Annotated in this window: 17 protein-coding genes; 6 read left to right on the top strand and 11 right to left on the bottom strand. The window is 63.6% G+C overall.

All coding sequences use genetic code 11. The features are described 5' to 3' along the window. Positions 1 to 18: 18 nt before the first annotated feature. The 10 genes from ptsP to ACOZK4_RS25120 all read right to left on the bottom strand — a co-directional run bounded on the left by ptsP (position 19) and on the right by ACOZK4_RS25120 (position 12,471). Positions 19 to 2,286, bottom strand: a complete 2,268-nt coding sequence (gene ptsP / locus ACOZK4_RS25165) for a phosphoenolpyruvate--protein phosphotransferase (RefSeq protein ID WP_421594410.1) — start codon at positions 2,284 to 2,286, stop codon at positions 19 to 21. A gap of 87 nt (positions 2,287 to 2,373) precedes the next feature. Further along, positions 2,374 to 3,648 (bottom strand): aspartate kinase, encoded by a 1,275-nt coding sequence (locus ACOZK4_RS25160; protein ID WP_421594409.1) that lies wholly within the window; start codon positions 3,646 to 3,648, stop codon positions 2,374 to 2,376. Positions 3,649 to 3,895: 247 nt separating this feature from the next. Next, positions 3,896 to 5,617 carry an ABC transporter substrate-binding protein gene (locus tag ACOZK4_RS25155; RefSeq protein ID WP_313522329.1) on the bottom strand — a complete coding sequence of 574 codons (1,722 nt, stop codon included), beginning with the start codon at positions 5,615 to 5,617 and terminating at the stop codon, positions 3,896 to 3,898. Positions 5,618 to 5,699: 82 nt separating this feature from the next. Next, positions 5,700 to 6,116 carry a DUF2160 domain-containing protein gene (locus ACOZK4_RS25150; RefSeq protein ID WP_313522327.1) on the bottom strand — a complete coding sequence of 139 codons (417 nt, stop codon included), beginning with the start codon at positions 6,114 to 6,116 and terminating at the stop codon, positions 5,700 to 5,702. Between the two features lie 13 nt (positions 6,117 to 6,129). Beyond that, positions 6,130 to 6,981, bottom strand: a complete 852-nt coding sequence (locus ACOZK4_RS25145) for a carbohydrate ABC transporter permease (RefSeq protein ID WP_313522325.1) — start codon at positions 6,979 to 6,981, stop codon at positions 6,130 to 6,132. 11 nt (positions 6,982 to 6,992) lie between these two features. Further along, positions 6,993 to 7,859 carry a sugar ABC transporter permease gene (locus ACOZK4_RS25140; RefSeq protein WP_313522323.1) on the bottom strand — a complete coding sequence of 289 codons (867 nt, stop codon included), beginning with the start codon at positions 7,857 to 7,859 and terminating at the stop codon, positions 6,993 to 6,995. Positions 7,860 to 7,861: 2 nt separating this feature from the next. Continuing rightward, positions 7,862 to 8,932: an ABC transporter ATP-binding protein gene (locus ACOZK4_RS25135; RefSeq protein ID WP_421594408.1), complete on the bottom strand. Its 1,071-nt coding sequence runs from the start codon at positions 8,930 to 8,932 to the stop codon at positions 7,862 to 7,864. Positions 8,933 to 8,942: 10 nt separating this feature from the next. Continuing rightward, positions 8,943 to 10,025, bottom strand: a complete 1,083-nt coding sequence (locus ACOZK4_RS25130; protein ID WP_421594407.1) for an ABC transporter ATP-binding protein — start codon at positions 10,023 to 10,025, stop codon at positions 8,943 to 8,945. Positions 10,026 to 10,067: 42 nt separating this feature from the next. Beyond that, positions 10,068 to 11,585: a glycerol-3-phosphate dehydrogenase gene (glpD, locus tag ACOZK4_RS25125; protein WP_313522317.1), complete on the bottom strand. Its 1,518-nt coding sequence runs from the start codon at positions 11,583 to 11,585 to the stop codon at positions 10,068 to 10,070. A 115-nt stretch (positions 11,586 to 11,700) separates the two neighbouring features. Then, positions 11,701 to 12,471: a DeoR/GlpR family DNA-binding transcription regulator gene (locus ACOZK4_RS25120; RefSeq protein WP_313522315.1), complete on the bottom strand. Its 771-nt coding sequence runs from the start codon at positions 12,469 to 12,471 to the stop codon at positions 11,701 to 11,703. 137 nt (positions 12,472 to 12,608) lie between these two features. On the opposite strand from ACOZK4_RS25120, the gene ACOZK4_RS25115 reads away from it, so the two are divergent. Continuing rightward, entirely contained in the window at positions 12,609 to 13,379 is a 771-nt protein-coding gene (locus ACOZK4_RS25115; protein WP_421594406.1) for an SDR family NAD(P)-dependent oxidoreductase, read from the top strand. 21 nt (positions 13,380 to 13,400) lie between these two features. Here ACOZK4_RS25115 and ACOZK4_RS25110 read toward each other — a convergent pair whose 3' ends face one another. Then, positions 13,401 to 14,396, bottom strand: a complete 996-nt coding sequence (locus tag ACOZK4_RS25110) for an MDR family oxidoreductase (RefSeq protein ID WP_421594405.1) — start codon at positions 14,394 to 14,396, stop codon at positions 13,401 to 13,403. Positions 14,397 to 14,499: 103 nt separating this feature from the next. Between ACOZK4_RS25110 and ACOZK4_RS25105 the strand changes: the two genes are divergently transcribed. The 5 genes from ACOZK4_RS25105 to fdhF form a co-directional block, all read left to right on the top strand. After that, complete coding sequence (locus tag ACOZK4_RS25105; RefSeq protein WP_421594404.1) at positions 14,500 to 15,393, top strand: LysR family transcriptional regulator; 894 nt, start codon at positions 14,500 to 14,502, stop codon at positions 15,391 to 15,393. Positions 15,394 to 15,574: 181 nt separating this feature from the next. Further along, entirely contained in the window at positions 15,575 to 16,054 is a 480-nt protein-coding gene (locus ACOZK4_RS25100; protein ID WP_421594403.1) for a formate dehydrogenase subunit gamma, read from the top strand. Continuing rightward, entirely contained in the window at positions 16,051 to 17,607 is a 1,557-nt protein-coding gene (locus tag ACOZK4_RS25095) for a formate dehydrogenase beta subunit (protein WP_421594402.1), read from the top strand. The genes ACOZK4_RS25100 and ACOZK4_RS25095 overlap by 4 nt, the downstream gene beginning before the upstream one ends. Then, a complete protein-coding gene (locus ACOZK4_RS25090) occupies positions 17,604 to 17,819 on the top strand; it encodes a DUF4287 domain-containing protein (protein ID WP_313522303.1) in 216 nt (71 codons plus the stop codon). The genes ACOZK4_RS25095 and ACOZK4_RS25090 overlap by 4 nt, the downstream gene beginning before the upstream one ends. Positions 17,820 to 17,873: 54 nt before the next feature. After that, on the top strand, positions 17,874 to 20,483 hold a 2,610-nt coding region (gene fdhF / locus ACOZK4_RS25085), incomplete at its 3' end, for a formate dehydrogenase subunit alpha (protein WP_421594401.1).

Genomic DNA, 20,483 nt, shown 5'->3' with positions numbered 1-20,483 from the left:
TCAAACTCCAATCGTCATTTAAAGCGGAATGCCGTTTTCGGCCGCAAAGTCGGTAAGGATCTGCCGGATCGAGGCCGTCGGCTTCGTATCGTCGAGTGCCGGCGCCAGCAACGCCTCGAGCTTGCCGGCATCGAGCGCCAGCAGCATCGACTTGACCGGGCCGATGGCGGCCGGCGACATCGAAACGGAGCGGAAGCCGATCCCCATCAGCGCCATGGCGGAAATCGGCTTGCTCGCCATTTCGCCGCACAGCGTCACCGAGGTGTCATTGCGTTCGCCTGCGCGCACGATATCGCGCAGGATGCGCAGGAACGGGCGGCCGAGCGTATCGAAACGGTCCGACACACGGGCATTGCCGCGGTCGACGGCCATCGCGAACTGGAAGAGATCGTTCGAACCGACCGAGACGAAATCCACCTCGGCCATCAGCTCGTCCATCTGCCAGAGCAGCGCCGGCACTTCGAGCATCGCGCCGAACTGCAATTTCTTCGGCAGCTGTTCGCCGATCTTCGACTGGCGCTGGATTTCCTTCTGAAGGAGATCGCGGACCTCCTTCAGTTCCGAGACCTCGGTCACCATTGGCAGCATGAGCCGGAGATCGGCGCCTGCGGCCGCGCGCAGCATGGCGCGCAGCTGCGTGCGCAGGAGGCCCGGCCGGTCGAGCGACAGGCGGATGGCCCGCCAGCCGAGCGCCGGGTTTTCCTCTTCCGCCGCGCGAAAATAGGGCACGACCTTGTCGCCGCCGATATCGAGCGTGCGGAAAGTCACCGGACGCCCGCCCGCCTGCTTCAGCACATTGCGGTAGAACGCTTCCTGCTCCTCCGCCTTCGGCATGGTCGAGGCGATCATGAACTGAAGCTCGGTGCGGAAGAGCCCGATGCCGGAAGCGCCGGATTCGTTGAGATGCGGCAGGTCGACCAGCAGGCCGGCATTCATCTGCAGATTGATGTGGCGGCCGTCTTTGGTAACCGGCTCGACCGCGCGCAGCGCACGATACTGTTCCTGCCGGCGGGCACGAAAACGCACCTTTTCCTCATAGGACCGCTGGAGGTCTCCGAGCGGACGCAGATGCACCCGCGCGTCGTCACCGTCGACGATGATGGCATCGCCGTTTTCAGCAAGCGCCACGGCACCGGCCGCCTGACCGACCACCGGAATGCCCATGGCGCGGGCGACGATGACCACGTGGCTGGTGACCGCGCCCTCTTCCAGCACGAGGCCGCGCACGTTCTGGCGCGGATAGTCGAGCAGTTCGGCCGCACCCATGGCACGCGCGACGACGATCGCATCGTTCGGGAAGCTGCTGGCCGAAAGCTTCGCGCCATAGCCGGTCAGCTGCCGCAGCAGGCGGTTGGCCAGGTCATCGAAATCGTGCATGCGCTCGCGCAGATAAGGATCCGTCAGGCGGATCATGCGCGCCTTGGTCTCGCTCTGCACACGCTCGACCGCCGCTTCCGCCGTCAGGCCGTTGCGGATCGCCTCTTCGAGCTTTCTGACCCAGCCGCGGTCATGCGCGAACATGCGGTAGGTCTCCAGAACCTCGCGGTGCTCACCTTCCATCGAGATTTCGCGGCGCGACAGCATGTCGTCGATGGAGATGCGCAGCGAGCCGAGCGCCTCTGCGAGACGGCCGAGCTCGTGTTCGGAATCCTCGTTGAGCAGGTTGGTGACGACGATGCGCGGCTCGTGCAGCACGACATAACCGAGACCGATGCCCTCGCCGAAACTCGACCCTTCGATGGCGACGGGGCGCGACAGGTCCAGCTCGAGACCGGGCTTGGTGAGCTTCTTCAGCTCGCCGGTCGCCACCATTTCCGCAATCACCATCGCCGTCGTTTCGAGCGCCTCGACCTCGTCCTCGCGGTAGGTGCGGCTCGCCCTGTTCTGCACGACAAGCACGCCGAGCGCCCTGCCGGTGCGCAAGATAGGAACGCCGAGGAAGGAGTGGTAGATCTCCTCACCCGTTTCCGGCAGATAGGTGAAGGCGGGATGCGACTGGGCGTCGGAGAGGTTCAGCGGCCGGGCGGAGGCCGCGATTGTGCCGACGAGACCCTGACCCATCTTGAGCTGGGCAAGGTGAACGGCACCGGGATTGAGACCTTCGGTCGCGTAGAGTTCGAGCACGCCGTCGGAGCGCAGCACATAAACGGAACACACTTCCGCGACCATGTTCTGCGCGATCTGGCGCACGATCTGGTCTAGGCGCTCCTGCGGCTCGAGCGGCTCCGCCATCAATTCGCGCAGCCGCTTGAGAAGAACCCGCGGACCCGCGGAGAGATCTCTCATCGCGTGGCGTCTCCCGAAAATGACATTACTCCACCGGCGCTTGGCCCGCGCCGGCGATCATAAGATCGACGCCGAGTCGGCCGGTTCTTACTTCTTATCGAGACCGTACACGGAATGCAAAGTCCGAACGGCGAGTTCCGCATAGGGACCGTCGATCAGGATGGAAATCTTGATTTCCGAAGTCGTGATCGCCTTGATGTTGATGCCCTTGTCGGCCAGTGCGCGGAAGGCCGAAGCGGCAACGCCGGCGTGGCTGCGCATGCCGATGCCGATGACCGACACCTTCACCAGGCCCGTCTCGTGCTGGATCACGTCGAAACCGACCTGTTCCTTGGCGCCTTCCAGAACCTTGAGCGCCTTTTCCACGTCGCCGAAGGGAACCGTGAAGGTCATGTCGGTCTTGGAGCCGTCCTCGGAAATGTTCTGGACGATCATGTCGACATTGATATGGGCTTCGGCCAGCGGGCCGAAGATCGCGGCCGAAACGCCCGGCCGGTCGGCGACGCGGCGGAGCGAGATCTGCGCTTCATCCTTGGCATAGGCGATGCCGGTTACGACTTCCTGTTCCACGATCTCATCCTCATCACAAATCAGCGTACCGGGCGGGTTCAGAAGATCGCCCATGCCCGGCGCATCGGGATCCTCGAAAGACGAGCGCACGAAGGTGCGCACCTTGTGCACCATGGCGAGTTCCACCGAGCGCACCTGCAGGACCTTGGCGCCGAGCGAAGCCATTTCGAGCATTTCCTCGAAGGCGATCTTCTTCAGGCGGCGCGCCTTGGGCTCGATGCGCGGGTCGGTCGTGTAAACGCCGTCGACGTCGGTATAAATGTCGCAACGGTCGGCCTTCACGGCCGCGGCGATGGCGACGGCCGAGGTATCGGAACCGCCGCGGCCGAGGGTCGCGACACGGTTATCCGGGCCCAGGCCCTGGAAGCCAGCAACGACGGCCACTTGGCCTTCGCCCATGCGGCGGACCATTTCCGAGCCCTCGATCTCGAGGATCCGGGCAGCGCCATGCGCGTTGTCGGTCTTGATCGGAATCTGCCAGCCCTGCCAGGAGCGGGCATTGATGTCCATGGACTGGAGCGCGATGGCGAGAAGGCCGGCGGTGACGAGTTCGCCCGAGGCGACGATGGCGTCATATTCGCGCGCATCGTAGAAGGGCGAGTTGGCGCCCGTCACCTTCGGCATGTTCTGCACCCAGGCGACAAGCTCGTTCGTCTTGCCCGACATCGCCGAGACGACGACGGCAACCTCGTGGCCGGCATCAACCTCGCGTTTCACATGGCGGGCCACATTGTGGATACGGTCGAGGTCAGCGACGGACGTTCCGCCGAATTTCATCACGATGCGTGCCATGTGTGTTTACCGCTATTTTCGATGTCGCGCGAGCGCGCGGGAGAAATCGCGGGGTTCTTAGCGGAAGACCCCGCGCTGTGCAATGCGCAAACTGTACCAATCGGTACGGTTCGGGCAAAAGGACGGGAAACCGGCCGCTCTCGGCTCCGGGCCAGGAACGAAAAGGCCCGCGCACCTTGTCGGGCACGCGGGCAAAAGGGATCGGATGATAAAAAGGACGGGCGGCGACCCCCCCGTCCAGGCCTTGTTACTTCTGCCAGCTCTTGACGAGTTCGTCATAGTTGACGGTGAGCGGCTTTTCCTTCTCGTTCTCGATCTTCAGCTGCGGAGCGAGGTTGCCCTTTTCGACGGCATCCTTGTTCCAGTAGGCAAGATCGTGCTCTTCGGCGAGTTTCGGGCCCATGTCGCCCTGAACGCCGGCGCGCTCGAGGCGTTCCAGCACCTTTTCCTGCTCGGCGCAGAGCGAGTCCATGGCTTCCTGCGCGGTCTTGGCGCCCGAGGACGCGTCGCCGATCGCCTGCCACCACAGCTGGGCCAGCTTCGGATAGTCCGGAATGTTCGTGCCGGTCGGCGACCACTGAACGCGGGCCGGCGAACGGTAGAACTCGACCAGACCGCCGAGCTTCGGCGCGCGGTCCGTGAAGGACTTGTGGTCGAGCGTGGACTGGCGGATGAAGGTCAAGCCGACATGGCTCTTCTTCACGTCGACGGTCTTGGAGGTCACGAACTGCGCATAGAGCCAGGCGGCCTTGGCGCGATCGTCAGGAGTGGACTTCATCAGCGTCCAGGAACCCACGTCCTGATAGCCGAGCTTCATGCCGTCCTTCCAGTAGACGCCATGCGGGCTCGGGGCGAAGCGCCACTTCGGCGTGCCGTCGGCGTTGACGACCGGCAGGCCTTCCTTGACGAAGCTCGCCGTGAAGGCCGTGTAGGTGAACATCTGCTGGGCGACTTCGCCCTGCGACGGAACCGGACCGGATTCGGAGAAGGTCATGCCGCCGGCGGATGCCGGTGCGTAGGCCTTCAGCCACTGCAGGTACTTCTCGATCGAGTAGACGGCTGCCGGGCCGTTGGTGTCGCCGCCGCGGGCAACGCACGAACCGACCGGCTGCGACTTCTCGTTGACCTTGATGCCCCATTCGTCGACCGGCAGGCCGTTCGGAATGCCCTTGTCGCCGTTGCCGGCCATCGAGAGCCACGCGTCGGTGAAGCGCCAGCCGAGCGACGGGTCCTTCTTGCCGTAGTCCATGTGGCCATAGACCTTCTTGCCGTCGATCTCGCGGCCGGTGAAGAACTCGGCAATGTCCTCGTAAGCCGACCAGTTGACGGGAACGCCGAGGTCGTAGCCGTACTTCGCCTTGAAGTCCGCCTTGTTCTTCTCGTCGTTGAACCAGTCGTAGCGGAACCAGTAGAGGTTCGCGAACTGCTGGTCGGGCAGCTGGTAGAGCTTACCGTCAGGCGCCGTCGTGAAGGACGTGCCGATGAAGTCCTTGAGGTCGAGATTCGGGTTGGTAACGTCCTTGCCTTCATTGGCCATGAAGTCGGTCAGCGCGCGGGCCTGCTGGTAGCGCCAGTGCGTACCGATGAGGTCCGAGTCGTTGACATAGGCGTCGTAGATGTTTTCGCCCGACTGCATCTGCGTCTGCAGCTTTTCGATGACGTCGCCTTCGCCGATCAGGTCGTGCGTGATCTTGATGCCGGTGATGGCGGTGAAGGCCGGTGCGAGAACCTTCGATTCATATTCATGCGTGGCGATCGTTTCGGAGACGACCTTGATGTCCATGCCGGCAAACGGCTTGGCGGCGTCGACGAACCACTGCATTTCCGCTTCCTGGCCAGCGCGGTCGAGCGAGGACAAGTCGCCGACTTCCGAATCCAGGAACTTCTTGGCAGCATCCATGTCCGCGAATGCGGAACCGGTGAACGCCAGCAGCAGGACTGCCGTCGTCGTCAGAAGTTGCTTTCGCATTTTGATCCTCCCTTAGGGTTTTGCGATTGCGACTGCATGTGCGGAGGCCCCATTCTCCCCGAGGCCTCCATTTTCTTTTGCCTTACACGAAGCGGAACACGCCGACGGCGTAGGCCACGGACAAGGCAAGAGCCCACCACAGGTTGGGACCGACAAGGCCCAACCATGCGAGATGAATGAACGCCGAGCCGAGCAGCGACACGAAGAGCCGGTCGCCGCGGGTCGTCTCGAAGCGCAGGATGCCGACGCGCGGGTTGCCACCCGGACGGGCATATTCCCAGACCGCCATCAGCGCGATCAAAAGAAAGATCGTCAGGAAGAACATGGCCGTCGGAAACGACCAGGCCATCCATCCGCCGGGGATCAGCGAGCCGAACCAGTCGCGCACGCCGTCCTTGACGGGGATCGACATGACGAGAAAGCCGGTGATGAGGGCATAGATGCCGAGCACGGCGGCAAGAGCCACGGGCCAGCGGTTGTTGTTGACGACAGCGGCCATCAGCCCCTCCCCCTTAGACCCGGCCAAGGGCAAAGCCCTTGGCGATGTAGTTGCGGACGAAATAGATGACGAGCGCGCCGGGAATGATGGTCAGCACGCCGGCGGCGGCCAGCACGCCCCAATCCATGCCGGAGGCCGAGACCGTGCGTGTCATCGTGGCGGCGATCGGCTTGGCATCCGTCGTCGTCAGCGTGCGGGCGATCAGAAGCTCGACCCAGGAAAACATGAAGCAGAAGAAGGCGGCGACACCGATGCCGGACGCAATCAGCGGCACGAAGATCCGAGCGAAGAATTTCGGGAACGAATAGCCGTCGATATAGGCGGTCTCGTCGATCTCCTTCGGCACGCCGGACATGAAACCTTCCAGGATCCAGACGGCGAGCGGCACGTTGAACAGGCAGTGCGCGATGGCGACCGCGATGTGTGTGTCGATCATGCCGAAGGCCGAATAGAGCTGGAAGAACGGCAGCACGAAGACGGCGGGCGGCGCCATGCGGTTGGTGAGCAGCCAGAAGAACAGGTGCTTGTCGCCGAGGAACCGGTAGCGCGAGAAGGCATAGGCCGCCGGCAGCGCCACGGAAACGGAGATCAGCGTGTTCAGCGCCACATAGATGATCGAGTTGATATAGCCGGAATACCAGGCCGGATCGGTGAAGATGACGGCATAGTTCTTCAGCGTCGGCGACTGCGGCCACAGCGAGAAGGTGCCGATGATCTCCTCGTTCGTCTTGAAGCTCATGTTGACGAGCCAGTAGATCGGCAGCATCAGAAAGACGATGTAGAGCGTCGGCACGATCCAGGACAGGTCGCGCTTTGTGCTGGCGCGGGCCGGAAGCGTGTTTGCGGTGGTTGCCTGTGAGGTCATGGTTTCCTCCCTCACGCCTGTTCGTCGCTGCTGGTCATGACCGTGTAGAAGATCCACGAGAACAGCAGGATGATCAGGAAGTAGATGATGGACATGGCCGCGGCCGGGCCGAGGTCGAACTGGCCGATCGCCATCTTGACGAGGTCGATCGAAAGGAACGTGGTCGAGTTGCCCGGACCGCCGCCGGTGACGACGAAGGGTTCTGTATAGATCATGAAGCTGTCCATGAAGCGCAGCAGGAAGGCGATGAGCAGCACGCGCTTCATCTTCGGCAGCTGGATGTAGCGGAAGACGGCCCAGCGCGAGGCGCCGTCGATCTTGGCGGCCTGGTAGTAGGCCTCCGGGATCGAGACGAGACCGGCATAGCAGAGCAGCACGACGAGGCTCGTCCAGTGCCAGACGTCCATGACGATGAGCGTCGCCCAGGCGTCGAAGACGTCGTTGACATAGTTGTAGTCGAAGCCGAGCCCATCGAGCACGTGGCCGAGCAGGCCGATGTCGACGCGGCCGAAGACCTGCCAGATCGTGCCGACGACGTTCCACGGAATGAGCAGCGGCAGCGCCATCAAAACGAGGCAGACCGGCACGCCCAGGCCCTTCTTGGGCATGTTGAGCGCGATCAGGATGCCGAGCGGAATCTCAAGCGCCAGGATGATGCCGGAGAACAGCAGGTTGCGGCCGAGCGCTTCCCAGAAGCGGTCGGATTCGAGCACGTCCGAGAACCAGCCGACGCCGTTCCAGAAGAATGCATTGTTGCCGAACGTATCCTGCACCGAATAGTTCACCACCGTCATCAGCGGGATCACCGCCGAGAAGGCGACGAGCAGCAGAACGGGCAGGACCATGAACCAGGCCTTGTTGTTCCAGGTCTTGTTCATCGTCAGCCCTCCCTGCCGACACGCCAGCTATCGGCGTAGATGTTGATGGCGGCGGGATCGAAGGTGATGCGCGGATCGGCGGGGATCTCGCCGTCCTCCGGCACGACGATGGCGATCGGCCTGCCGGCGAATTCGGCACGAACGATTTTCTGGCGGCCGATGTCCTCGACCTTGCTGATCGAGACCGGCATGCCCTCACGCGACAGCGAAATGAATTCCGGGCGAATGCCGAGTTCCATCTTGGCACCGGCGGCGATCTGCGGCTTGTAATCGAGTGTGAGCGTCTGCTCGCCAACCTTGATGCTGCTGCCGTCGATGGCGGCCGGCAGCACGTTCATGCCCGGCGAGCCGATGAAATAGCCGACGAAGGTATGCTTCGGCTTTTCGAAAAGTTCGGCCGGCGTGCCGATCTGCACGATCTGGCCGTCATACATGACGACGACCTTGTCGGCGAACGTCAGCGCCTCGGTCTGGTCATGCGTGACATAGACCATGGTGAAGCCGAACTGGCGGTGCAGCTTCTTGAGCTGCGAGCGCAGCACCCATTTCATATGCGGGTCGATGACGGTCAGCGGCTCGTCGAACAGGATGGCGTTGACGTCGTTGCGCACGAGGCCGCGGCCAAGCGAAATCTTCTGCTTCTGGTCGGCGGTCAGCCCGCGCGCCGTCTTCTTCGCCCAGCCGGCGAGGTCGATCATTTCAAGGATGTCGCGCACGCGGCGGTCGACTTCCGGCTCGGCCACGCCGCGGTTGCGCAGCGGGAAGGCCAGATTGTCGTAGACCGTCATCGTGTCGTAGATGACCGGGAACTGGAAGACCTGCGCGATGTTGCGCTGCTGCGTCGAGAGATAGGTGACATCCTTGCCGTCGAACAGGATGCGCCCTTCGGACGGCTGCAAGAGACCCGAGATGATGTTGAGCAGCGTGGTCTTGCCGCAGCCGGACGGGCCGAGCAGCGCATAGGCGCCGCCGTCGTTCCACTCGTGGTGGACTTCCTTCAGCGAATAGTCCGCTTCCGACTTCGGCTTTGCGCCGTAGGCATGGCGGATGTGATCGAGATTGATGCGTGCCATGGTCTCCTCCTCAGGCCGCCGCGACGGCCGGCTCGGCGATCGCCCTGCCGTCCGTGCCGAAGGCCATCAGATGGCGCGTGTCGACGTGGACGGTGATGATCGCATCCGGCTCGATGTCGTGGATGCCCGGCGAGAGCATGACCCAATGGTTGCCCTCGAATTCGATGTAGATGAAGCTTTCGGAACCGGCGATTTCCGAGATCGCGGTGCGCGCCTGGAGACTTGCCGAAGAAGCATTCTGGCTTGAAAGCGACAGGTGGTGCGGATGGAAAGCGATGGTGCAGGGACCGTCCGCCAAGGCCGCAAGATGCGCCGGCACCGGCAGTACCGGCTTACCGCCGACTTCGAAGCTTCCGCCGTTCTTCAGCACCTGCATGGTGTTGAGCGGCGGATCGGCGAAGGTGCGCGCGGTCAGCAAATCGTTCGGACGGCGATAGACGTCGATGGTGCGGCCGAACTGCGTGATGCGGCCTTCCGACAGCGCCGCCGTGTTGCCGCCGAGCAGCAGCGCCTCGGACGGTTCCGTCGTCGCATAGACAAAGATCGCACCGGAGGCGGCAAAGATCTTCGGCAGTTCGAGGCGCAGCTCCTCGCGCAGCTTGTAATCGAGGTTGGCGAGCGGCTCGTCGAGCAGCACGAGGCTGGCATTCTTGACGATGGCGCGGGCAAGCGCCGTGCGCTGCTGCTGACCGCCCGAGAGATTGAGCGGCGTACGGTCGAGATAGGGCGTGAGCTTCAGGAGCTCGGCCGCCTTGCGCACTTCGCGGTCGATGGTCGCCGTATCGGCCCCCTTGATGCGCATCGGCGAGGCGATGTTCTCATAGACCGTCAGCGCCGGATAGTTGATGAACTGCTGATAGACCATGGCGACGCCGCGATCCTGCACGCGCACGCCCGTCACGTCCTTGCCGTCGAACCAGACGGAGCCTGATGTCGGCTTGTCGAGGCCGGCCATGAGCCGCATCAGCGAGGTCTTGCCCGACAGCGTCGGGCCAAGCAGCACGTTGAGCGAGCCCCGCTCGAGCACGAGATTGGTCGGGTGGATATGCGTTTCCGCCCCCGCCACCTTCGCGATGTTTCTAAGTTCAAGCATTCCTATCTCCGTCGTTCCTCCCAGCCACCGGATCAGGGTGTGCTAGTGGGGCGCCGCCTGTGCGGCCGCCATGTAGTCTTCGAGTGCCGCCGCTTGCGCCGCCGTCAGGTGCAATCCGCGTTTGGTCCGCCGCCACAGCACGTCTTCGGCGTGCCGGGCCCACTCTTCCTGCATCAGCCAGCGCACTTCGCGCTCGTAGAGATCGCTACCGAAATGCTGTCCGAGATCCGCCGCGCTTGTCGCGCCCTCCAAAAGGGCTGCCGCGCGGGTGCCGTAGAGGCGCACGAGCCGGCGGGCATGAGCCGGGACCAGGAAGGGGAAGCGCGCCGAAAGCGCCTTCACTTCCGCGTTGAAACCGTCGACCTTGAAATCGCCGCCGGGCAGGCGGGACTGCGCGGTCCAGCGGCTGCCCTTCGTGCCGATCGATTCCGAAATCTTCTCCAGCGCGGATTCGGCAAGACGCCGGTAGGTGGTGAGCTTGCCGCCGAAGATGTTGAGCAGGGGCGCCTGGCCATCACCGCCCTCGACCTTCAGCACGTAATCGCGTGTCGCTTCCTGCGCCTTGCTGGCACCATCGTCGAAGAGCGGACGCACGCCGGAATAGGTCCAGACGATATCGTCGCGTGTCACCGGCTCGGCGAAATATTCGCTGGCCGAGGCGCAAAGATAGCCGATTTCCTCGTCGCTGATGCGGACATCACGGGGATCGCCCTGATAATCGCGGTCGGTCGTGCCGATCAGCGTGAACTCTTCCTGGTAGGGAATGGCGAACATGATGCGCCCGTCCGGGTTCTGGAAGAAATAGGCGCGCGGATCGGAGAATTTCTTCTTCACGACGATATGGCTGCCCTGCACGAGGCGTACATTGTGCACGTCGTTGCGCCCGAAGGCGGAGGACAGAACCTTGTCGATCCAGGGGCCGGCCGCATTGACCAGCATGCGCGCACGCACCGTCTCGCGCGTCCCAGTCTCGACATTCTCCGTCTCGACATTCCAGTGGCCGTTCTCGCGGCGCGCAGCAACGACCTTCGTGCCGGTGCGGATATCGGCGCCACGGTCGGCGGCGTCGCGGGCGTTCAGCACGACAAGACGCGCATCATCCACCCAACCGTCGGAATATTCGAAGGCCTTGCGGAACAGCTTCTTCAGCGGCCCACCGGCCGGATCCTTGGCAAGGTCCACGGTGCTGGTCGCCGGCAGGAGCTTGCGGCCGCCGATATAGTCATAGAGGAACAGGCCGAGGCGGATGAGCCAGGCCGGACGCGGCCCGCCCTTCTGGAAGGGCAGCACGAAACGCATCGGCCAGATGACATGCGGCGCCATCGCCCAGAGCACTTCGCGCTCCATCAGTGCCTCGCGCACGAGGCGGAATTCGTAATGTTCGAGGTAACGCAAACCGCCATGGATCAGCTTGGTGGACGCCGAGGACGTGCCGGAAGCAAAGTCCTTCATTTCGGCAAGCACGACCGAATAGCCGCGGCCGGCGGCATCGCGCGCAATGCCGCAGCCGTTGATGCCGCCACCGATGACAAAAATATCGCGGATGCCGTTGCCGTCCAAGTTCCCCTCCCATTTCGCATTGCACAATATGCGCGCAGTTGCGAAAGCAAGTGGAGTTAAAACGAAAACATTTCGAATGTCAAACGAATGCGAGTAGAAATAGCATGCCGTTATGTCAGGCCTGTGAAGCGGTCTCCACAAGACGCACGTCATGTTCCTGGCAAATGGCCCGGATGCCCTCGAAAGGACAGCTGTCGGTGATGAAAGTGTGGACCTGCGAGAGGTGGCCGATGCGCACCGGTGCTGTCCTTTCGAATTTCGTCGAATCCGAAACCAGGATGACATGGCGGGCATTCGCAATGATCGCCTGCGCCACCTTCACCTCGCGATAGTCGAAATCGAGCAGCGCGCCGTCCTCGTCGATGGCCGAAACGCCGATGACGGCGTAGTCCACCTTGAACTGGCGGATGAAATCGACGGCCGCTTCGCCGACGATGCCGCCATCCGCCCCACGCACCACGCCGCCGGCAATCACCACCTCGATCGAGGGATAGACGCGCAAGCGATTGGCGACATTGATATTGTTGGTGATGACCATCAATTCCTTGTGGTCGAGCAGCGCCTCGCCGACGGCCTCCGTCGTCGTGCCGATATTGATGAAGAGCGATGAATTGTCCGGGATCACGGCGGCGGCGGCACGGCCGATCGCCTGTTTTTCGGGGGCCGCGATGGAGCGGCGCGCCTCGTATTTGACATTCTCGTTGCCGCTCGGGAAGAGCGCGCCGCCATGGATGCGCGTCAAAACCTTGTTGTCGCAGAGGTCGTTCAGGTCCTTGCGGATGGTCTGCGGCGTCACGGAAAAACGTGATGCCAGGTCTTCCACGAGCACGCGGCCCTCGGTTTTGGCGAGATCCACGATCTCCGCCTGTCGACCCGTCAGAAACATAGACACCTCCCACTGCTTTCGTTTTTTTTCATCATATGCAAAAACGAAAGTACATCAATTGATCCGCTCTGCCTTCTTGGAGAGCAACCAAGTTTTTGTGATACTGGGCGGATCGCAGGTGACCGGGAGGACAGACCATGTTTCATCCAGCCTTGTTCAAGGGCGCCAATGTCGTCGTGACGGGTGCCGGCCGCGGCATCGGCCTGGAGATCGCCCGGCAGTTCCTCGATTGCGGCGCCCATGTGCTGCTGCATGGCGGTCGTGCCCCGGCGGGGCCGCTGCCGGAATTCCTGGAAACCGCCGTCGCAGAAGCCCGCGCCCATATCGTCTATGCGGATTTCCTGGAGGAAGGCGGCATCGGCGCGATCCTTGAGCGGACGGACAGTCTCTTTCCGCATGTCGACGTGCTGATCAACAATGCCGGCACCATGGTCGGCCGCTTCCCGGCCGCCGATCTTACCGACGAACAATACGAAACCGTCGTGCGCCTCAACCAGACCTCCGTCGTCGAGGTAACGCGTGCCTTGCTGCGGTCGCTGCGCCGCGCGCCGCACGCCGCCATCGTCAACACGGTGTCGATCTCGGCGCTGACCGGCGGCAGCCCCGGCTCGGCGATCTACTCGGCGACGAAAGCCTTCGTCTCGACCTATTCGAAGGGCCTTGCCCGCGAGCTTGCGCCGGACGGTATCCGTGTCAACTGCGTCTCACCGGGCACCATCACCACGGATTTCCACGAGCGCTACTCGTCTGCCGAGAAGCTGGAAGCGACCCGCAAGACGATCCCGCTGCAACGGCTGGGCACGGCAGAGGACTGCGCCCCCGCCTATCTCTTCCTCGCCTCCAATGCCTTGTCCGGCTACATCACCGGCCAGGTGCTGGAGGTGAACGGCGGCCAGCTCATCTGCTGACCGCTTTCGCCGTCAGGCCCGTCAGGCATTGACATCGACGACCACGCGCCCCTTCACCTTGCCCTCCAGGATCTGGTTGGCCAGATTCGGCAAGTCGGAAAGCCGGTGTTCGACGACCATGGCCTCCAGCTTGTCCATCGGCAGGTCGGCGGCGATGCGGTTCCAGGCATCGACGCGCTGATCGTAAGGCCTATTCACCGAATCGATGCCGAGCAGGCTGACGCCGCGCAGCAGGAACGGAATGACCGTGAAGGACGGCACGCCAGCACCCGCCGCAAGACCGACCGAGGCGACGGCGCCGTCATATTTCATCTGCTTCAGCACCCGCGCCAGCATGTCGCCGCCGACGGCATCCACCGCGCCCGCCCAGCGCTCGGATTCGAGCGGCTTGCTGTTCGGTTCGGCCAGTTCCGCACGGTCGATGATGGTTTCCGCACCCAAATCCCTGAGATAGCCCGCCGTTTCCGGCCGTCCCGTGATGGCCGCGACCGAGTAACCGAGCCGCGCCAGAAGCGCCACGGCCACCGAGCCGACACCGCCGGCCGCCCCGGTCACCAAAACCTCGCCCTTCAGCGGCGACAGCCCGGCCTTTTCCAGCGCGATGACGGACATCATCGAAGTAAGCCCCGCCGTGCCGATCGCCATGGCCTGCCGGGTCGACAGTTCCTCCGGCAGCGGTACCAGCCAGTCGGCCTTCACTTTGGCGCGGGTCGCATAACCGCCCCACCAGACCTCGCCGACACGCCAGCCGGTCAACACCACCCGGTCGCCCGGCCGGTAGCGCGGATCGTCGGAGACCTCCACCGTGCCGGCGAAATCGACGCCCGGCACATGCGGAAAGGTGCGCACCAGCCCGCCCTTGCCGTTGATGCACAGCCCATCCTTGTAGTTCAGCGTCGAATATTCCACCGCGATGGTGACATCGCCATCGGGAAGCCGCGTGTCGTCAAGCGTCTGGATCGATGCCGTCACCGCGCCATCGGCGGCCTTCTCTACCAACAGTGCCTGAAACGTCATCCTCGTCCTCCTCGTTTTCGCTGCGTTGCACCAGATATAGGGCGGAGGGCATTGGTGCCGCCACTGTTCTTTTGTATCAAGAGAGCGGAGGCGCACTTCTGACATGATAGACAAGCTCGAATATTTCATCGCGCTCGCCCGCGAACGGCATTTTGCCCGCGCGGCGGAGGAGCTCGGCATTTCCCAGCCGACGCTGTCGGCGGCGATCCGCCAGCTGGAGGACCAGCTCGGCGTGATGCTCGTCGTCCGCGGCTCACGCTTCCAGGGCCTGACGCCGGAGGGCCAGCGCGTGCTGGAATGGGCGCGCCGCATCGTCGGCGACACCCGCACCATGCGCGAGGAAATGCGCGCCGCGCGAAAGGGTCTTTCCGGCCACATCCGCCTGGCCGCCATCCCGACAACGCTCGCCATGGTGCCGCGCATCACCGCGCCCTTCCAGGAAAAACACCCCGACGTCACCTTCTCGATCGTCTCGACGACCTCGATCAAGATTCTCGGCCTGCTCGAAAATCTCGAGATCGATGCCGGCCTGACCTATCTCGAAAACGAACCGCTCGGCCGCGTCACCAGCGTGCCGCTGCTGCACGAGCACTATTGCCTGATCACCGCCAAGGGCAACACCTTCTCCGATCGCGAAACCGTGACTTGGCAGGAGGCGAGCAGCGTTCGGCTTTGCCTATTGACCGCCGACATGCAGAACCGCCGCATCATCAACCGCCACTTCGCCGAGGCCGGCGTTACGGTGGAGCCGTCGCTCGAAGCCAATTCGATGATCGTGCTGTTCTCCCATGTCCGCACCGGACGCTGGTCGAGCATCATGCCGCGCAATGTCGCAAAATCCTTTGGATTCCCTGAGGAAATCAGTATAGTTTCCCTTACCGACCCCGAACCGCACCACACGGTCGGCCTCGTCGCCACCCATCGCGAGCCCTTCACGCCGCTCGTCTCCGCCCTGCTGCACGAAGCGCGCGTGCTGGCCGAGAAGGGAATGAATTGATAGGAATTTCCTATCAGGCAACGGCTTTCCTTTATTGACCCGTCGTCTCCCGGCTGAGAAGCTGCTAAACTAAGTCGCGGCGATCGACAGGGTTCCGATCTTCGCCGACCGTTTTCAATGGGATCGGCGCGCAGAACCTCGATGTCCCGCGGTTCATTCGTGTCGGTTGGGAGGCTCGGCCATGAATGTGCACGTTACCGGCAGCGATGTCGGCGCTCGAACCCTGGCAATCGTCAGCGAACTGAAGGGGCTCGAAGGGCCGCTTCTTCCCATCCTGCATGAAATCCAGGCCGAGTTCGGCTATGTGCCGCAGGAAAGCCTGCCGGTCATTGCGCGCGAACTGAACCTGTCGCGCGCAGAAGTGCACGGCGTCGTCACCTTCTATCACGATTTCCGCGACCACCCGACGGGCCGCCATGTGCTGAAACTCTGTCGCGCCGAGGCCTGCCAATCGATGGGCGGAGACGCGGTCGCCGAACGCATCAAGGCGCTACTCGGCATCGATTTTCACCAGACGACGCTGGACGGTGCCGTGACGCTGGAGCCCATCTACTGTCTCGGTCTCTGTTCCTGCGCACCCGCTGCGATGTTCGACGGCGAGGTGCATGGACGGGTCGACGTCGACCTTGCGAAAGACCTCATTGCGGAGGCCCGCTCATGACCGTTCGCCTTTACGTTCCCCGTGATGCCGCAGCCCTCGCCCTTGGCGCCGACCGCGTCGCCAAGGCGCTCTCGGCCGAAGCGCATTCCCGCAAGCTCGACATCGTCATCGTGCGCAACGGCTCGCGCGGTATGCACTGGCTGGAGCCGCTGGTCGAGGTCGAGACGGCCGCGGGCCGCATCGCCTACGGCCCGGTCAAACCATCTGATGTTGCCGGCCTCATCGATGCCGGCCTGCTGGAAGGCAAGGCCCACCCGCTCTGTCTTGGCGGAACGGAAGACATTCCGTTCCTGAAAAACCAGACCCGCCTCACCTTCGCCCGCTGCGGCGTGATCGATCCGGTCTCGCTTGACGATTACAAGGCGCATGGCGGCCTGAAGGGCCTGGAAAAGGCCATCGCCATGGCCCCGCTCGACGTCATCAAGGACGTTACCGACAGCGGCTTGCGCGGCCGCGGCGGCGCGGGCTTCCCGACCGGCATCAAGTGGAAGACCGTGCACGACGCGCCCGGCGCCCAAAAATACATCGTCTGCAATGCCGACGAAGGCGATTCGGGCACCTTCGCCGACCGCATGATCATGGAAGGCGATCCCTTCGTGCTTATCGAGGGCATGGCGATTGCCGGCCTCTCGACCGGCGCCACCAAGGGCTATGTCTATACCCGCTCGGAATATCCGCACGCCATCGCCGTGATGAACGAGGCCGTCGCGGTCGCCCGCGCCGCCGGCGTGCTCGGCCCCTCGGTGCTCGGCTCCGGCAAGGCCTTCGACATGGAAATCCGCGTCGGCGCAGGTGCCTATGTCTGCGGCGAGGAAACGGCGCTGCTCAATAGCCTGGAAGGCAAACGCGGCATCGTGCGCGCCAAGCCGCCGCTGCCCGCACTTCAGGGTTTTCTCGGTCGCCCGACCGTCGTCAACAACGTCATCTCGCTCGCCTCCGTACCCATCATCATGGACAAGGGCGCCGCCTATTACCGGGACTTCGGCATGGGCCGTTCGCGCGGCACGATCCCGATCCAGATCGCCGGCAATGTCAAACATGGCGGCCTCTATGAGACAGCCTTCGGCCTGACGCTCGGTGAGATCGTCGACCAGATCGGCGGCGGCACGGCCTCCGGCCGCCCGGTGCGCGCCGTGCAGGTCGGCGGCCCGCTCGGCGCCTATTTCCCGCGCGCGCTGTTCGACACGCCCTTCGACTACGAGGCCTTCGCGGCCAGGGACGGCCTCATCGGCCATGCCGGTATCACCGTTTTCGACGACACCGTCGACATGCTGAAGCAGGCGCGCTTCGCCATGGAATTCTGCGCCGTCGAAAGCTGCGGCAAGTGCACACCCTGCCGCATCGGCTCGACGCGCGGCGTCGAGACCGCCGACAAGATCGCGCAGGGCATCGAGCCGGAGAAGAACCGCGAGCTGCTCGCCGATCTCTGCAACACGATGAAATTCGGTTCGCTCTGCGCGCTTGGCGGCTTCACGCCCTACCCGGTCATGAGCGCCATGACCCACTTTCCGGAGGATTTCTCCCCGGCACCGTTGGTGGAGGCCGCGGAATGAGCGAGACGGAAAAGGTCAAAGGCCCGGCCTCCTATTTCCCCTCCATCGAGAAGAAATACGGCCAGCCGATCGAGCATTGGAAAGCCATCGTCCGCGCGCAGGAGGGCAAGACCCATATGCAGATCGTCACGTTCCTCAAGGAAACGCACGGTCTCGGCCACGGCCATGCCAATGCCCTCGTCGCGGCGACGCTCGCCGAGACGAAATCGTAAGAATTGAACCCAAGCCGCCGCTGAAATGCGGCGCGAGACGATCCGGAGGTTCCCATGTCCCTCGTTCCTGAAATCGACTTCGGCACGCCCGCCGCCCGCTCGGAAAAGATGGTGACGCTCACCATCGACGGGAACGAGATCACCGTTCCCGAGGGCACCTCCATCATGCGCGCCTCCATGGAGGCCGGCATAAAGGTGCCGAAACTCTGCGCCACCGACATGGTCGATGCCTTCGGCTCCTGCCGCCTCTGTCTCATCGAGATCGAGGGCCGCAACGGCACACCCGCCTCCTGCACTACGCCCGTCGCACCCGGCCTCGTCGTCCATACCCAGACGAGCCGGCTGAAGAGCATCCGCAAGGGCGTGATGGAACTCTACATCTCCGATCACCCGCTCGACTGTCTGACCTGCGCGGCCAACGGCGACTGTGAATTGCAGGACATGGCCGGCGCCGTGGGCCTGCGCGACGTGCGCTACGGCTATGAGGGCGACAACCACGTCAAGGCGCGCAGCAACGGCGAGGCCAACGCCCGCTGGATGCCGAAGGACGAATCGAACCCCTATTTCACCTATGACCCGTCGAAATGCATCGTCTGCTCGCGCTGCGTGCGCGCCTGCGAAGAGGTGCAGGGCACGTTCGCGCTGACGATCGAGGGTCGTGGCTTCGACAGCCGTGTCTCGCCCGGCATGCACGAACATTTCCTCGAATCCGAATGCGTCTCCTGCGGCGCCTGCGTGCAGGCCTGCCCCACGGCGACGCTGACGGAAAAATCGGTCATCGAGATCGGCCAGCCGGAACATTCCGTCGTCACCACCTGCGCCTATTGCGGCGTCGGCTGTTCCTTCAAGGCGGAAATGCGCGGCGAGGAGCTGGTGCGCATGGTGCCATGGAAGGATGGCCAAGCCAATCGCGGCCACTCCTGCGTGAAGGGTCGTTTCGCCTATGGCTATTCGACCCACCGCGACCGCATCCTCAACCCGATGATCCGCGAAAAGATCACCGATCCCTGGCGCGAAGTGAGCTGGGAAGAGGCCTATGCCCACACGGCTGCCGAGTTCCGCCGCATCCAGTATCAATACGGCCGTGATTCCATCGGCGGCATCACCTCGTCGCGCTGCACCAACGAGGAGACCTACCTCGTCCAGAAGCTGATCCGCGCCGGCTTCGGCAACAACAATGTCGATACCTGCGCCCGCGTCTGTCATTCACCGACGGGCTACGGCCTCGGCCAGGCCTTCGGCACTTCGGCTGGCACGCAGAATTTCGATTCAGTCGAGTTCACCGACGTCGTCATCGTCATCGGCGCCAACCCGACGGACGGCCACCCGGTCTTCGCCTCGCGCCTGAAGAAGCGCCTGCGCCAGGGCGCCAAGCTGATCGTCATCGATCCGCGCCGCATCGACCTCGTCTCCTCGCCGCATGTCCAGGCGTCCTATCACCTACCGCTGCGCCCCGGCACCAATGTCGCCGTCGTCACCGCACTCGCCCATGTCATCGTGACGGAAGGCCTCTACGACGAAAAGTTCATCCGCGAGCGCTGCGACTGGTCGGAATTCGAGGACTGGGCGAGCTTCGTCGCCGAGCCGCGCCACAGCCCGGAGGAAACCGAGGCGCTGACCGACGTGCCTGCCGAAACGCTGCGCGGTGCCGCCCGCCTCTTCGCCACCGGCGGCAACGGCTCGATCTATTACGGCCTCGGCGTCACCGAGCACAGCCAGGGCTCGACCACCGTCATGGCCATCGCCAACCTCGCCATGGCGACCGGCAATATCGGCCGTGAGGGTGTCGGCGTGAACCCGCTGCGCGGCCAGAACAACGTGCAGGGCTCGTGCGACATGGGCTCCTTCCCGCACGAACTGCCGGGCTACCGCCACATCTCGGACGACTCGACGCGCGAAATCTTCGAAAAGCTCTGGGGCGTGACGCTCAACAACGAGCCGGGCCTGCGTATCCCCAACATGCTGGACGCCGCCGTCGAAGGTACGTTCAAGGGCATCTATATCCAGGGCGAGGACATCCTTCAGTCGGACCCCGACACCAAGCACGTCTCCGCCGGCCTCGCCGCCATGGAATGCGTCGTGGTGCAGGACCTGTTCCTGAACGAAACCGCCAATTACGCCCATGTCTTCCTGCCGGGCTCGACCTTCCTGGAAAAGGACGGCACCTTCACCAATGCCGAGCGCCGCATCAACCGCGTGCGCCGCGTCATGACGCCGAAGAACGGCTATGCCGACTGGGAGGTGACGCAGAACCTCGCCCAGGCGATGGGGCTGGGCTGGAACTACAGCCATCCCTCCGAGATCATGGACGAGATCGCCGCGACGACGCCGAGCTTCGCGCTGGTCTCCTACGACTATCTCGACAAGGTCGGCTCGGTGCAGTGGCCCTGCAACGAGAAGCATCCGCTCGGTTCGCCGATCATGCACACGGACGGCTTCGTGCGCGGCAAGGGCAAGTTCATCCGCACGGAATATGTCGCGACGGATGAGAAGACCGGCCCGCGCTTCCCGCTGCTGCTCACCACCGGCCGCATCCTCAGCCAGTACAATGTCGGCGCCCAGACGCGGCGCACCGACAACGTGCTCTGGCACGAGGAGGACCGGCTGGAAATGCATCCGCACGATGCGGAAAACCGCGGCATCCGCGATGGCGACTGGGTGCGG

The sequence above is a fragment of the Shinella sp. M27 genome, from assembly GCF_049199905.1.
In the GTDB taxonomy this organism is placed as follows: Bacteria; Pseudomonadota; Alphaproteobacteria; order Rhizobiales; family Rhizobiaceae; genus Shinella.
Note: the sequence above shows the minus strand (reverse complement) of the source record. Positions and strands in the feature narration are given on the sequence as shown.

Bases quoted from the DNA above. Each gene is read 5' to 3' on its own strand.
- ptsP (WP_421594410.1), bottom strand. From the start codon at position 2,286: ATGAGAGATCTCTCCGCGGGTCCGCGGGTTCTTCTCAAGCGGCTGCGC.
- ACOZK4_RS25130 (WP_421594407.1), bottom strand. From the start codon at position 10,025: ATGCTTGAACTTAGAAACATCGCGAAGGTGGCGGGGGCGGAAACGCAT.
- ACOZK4_RS25105 (WP_421594404.1), top strand. From the start codon at position 14,500: ATGATAGACAAGCTCGAATATTTCATCGCGCTCGCCCGCGAACGGCAT.
- ACOZK4_RS25090 (WP_313522303.1), top strand. From the start codon at position 17,604: ATGAGCGAGACGGAAAAGGTCAAAGGCCCGGCCTCCTATTTCCCCTCC.
- ACOZK4_RS25150 (WP_313522327.1), bottom strand. From the start codon at position 6,116: ATGGCCGCTGTCGTCAACAACAACCGCTGGCCCGTGGCTCTTGCCGCC.
- ACOZK4_RS25160 (WP_421594409.1), bottom strand. From the start codon at position 3,648: ATGGCACGCATCGTGATGAAATTCGGCGGAACGTCCGTCGCTGACCTC.
- ACOZK4_RS25100 (WP_421594403.1), top strand. From the start codon at position 15,575: ATGAATGTGCACGTTACCGGCAGCGATGTCGGCGCTCGAACCCTGGCA.
- ACOZK4_RS25140 (WP_313522323.1), bottom strand. From the start codon at position 7,859: ATGAACAAGACCTGGAACAACAAGGCCTGGTTCATGGTCCTGCCCGTT.
- ACOZK4_RS25095 (WP_421594402.1), top strand. From the start codon at position 16,051: ATGACCGTTCGCCTTTACGTTCCCCGTGATGCCGCAGCCCTCGCCCTT.
- ACOZK4_RS25110 (WP_421594405.1), bottom strand. From the start codon at position 14,396: ATGACGTTTCAGGCACTGTTGGTAGAGAAGGCCGCCGATGGCGCGGTG.
- ACOZK4_RS25115 (WP_421594406.1), top strand. From the start codon at position 12,609: ATGTTTCATCCAGCCTTGTTCAAGGGCGCCAATGTCGTCGTGACGGGT.
- ACOZK4_RS25135 (WP_421594408.1), bottom strand. From the start codon at position 8,932: ATGGCACGCATCAATCTCGATCACATCCGCCATGCCTACGGCGCAAAG.
- ACOZK4_RS25145 (WP_313522325.1), bottom strand. From the start codon at position 6,981: ATGACCTCACAGGCAACCACCGCAAACACGCTTCCGGCCCGCGCCAGC.
- ACOZK4_RS25155 (WP_313522329.1), bottom strand. From the start codon at position 5,617: ATGCGAAAGCAACTTCTGACGACGACGGCAGTCCTGCTGCTGGCGTTC.
- ACOZK4_RS25120 (WP_313522315.1), bottom strand. From the start codon at position 12,471: ATGTTTCTGACGGGTCGACAGGCGGAGATCGTGGATCTCGCCAAAACC.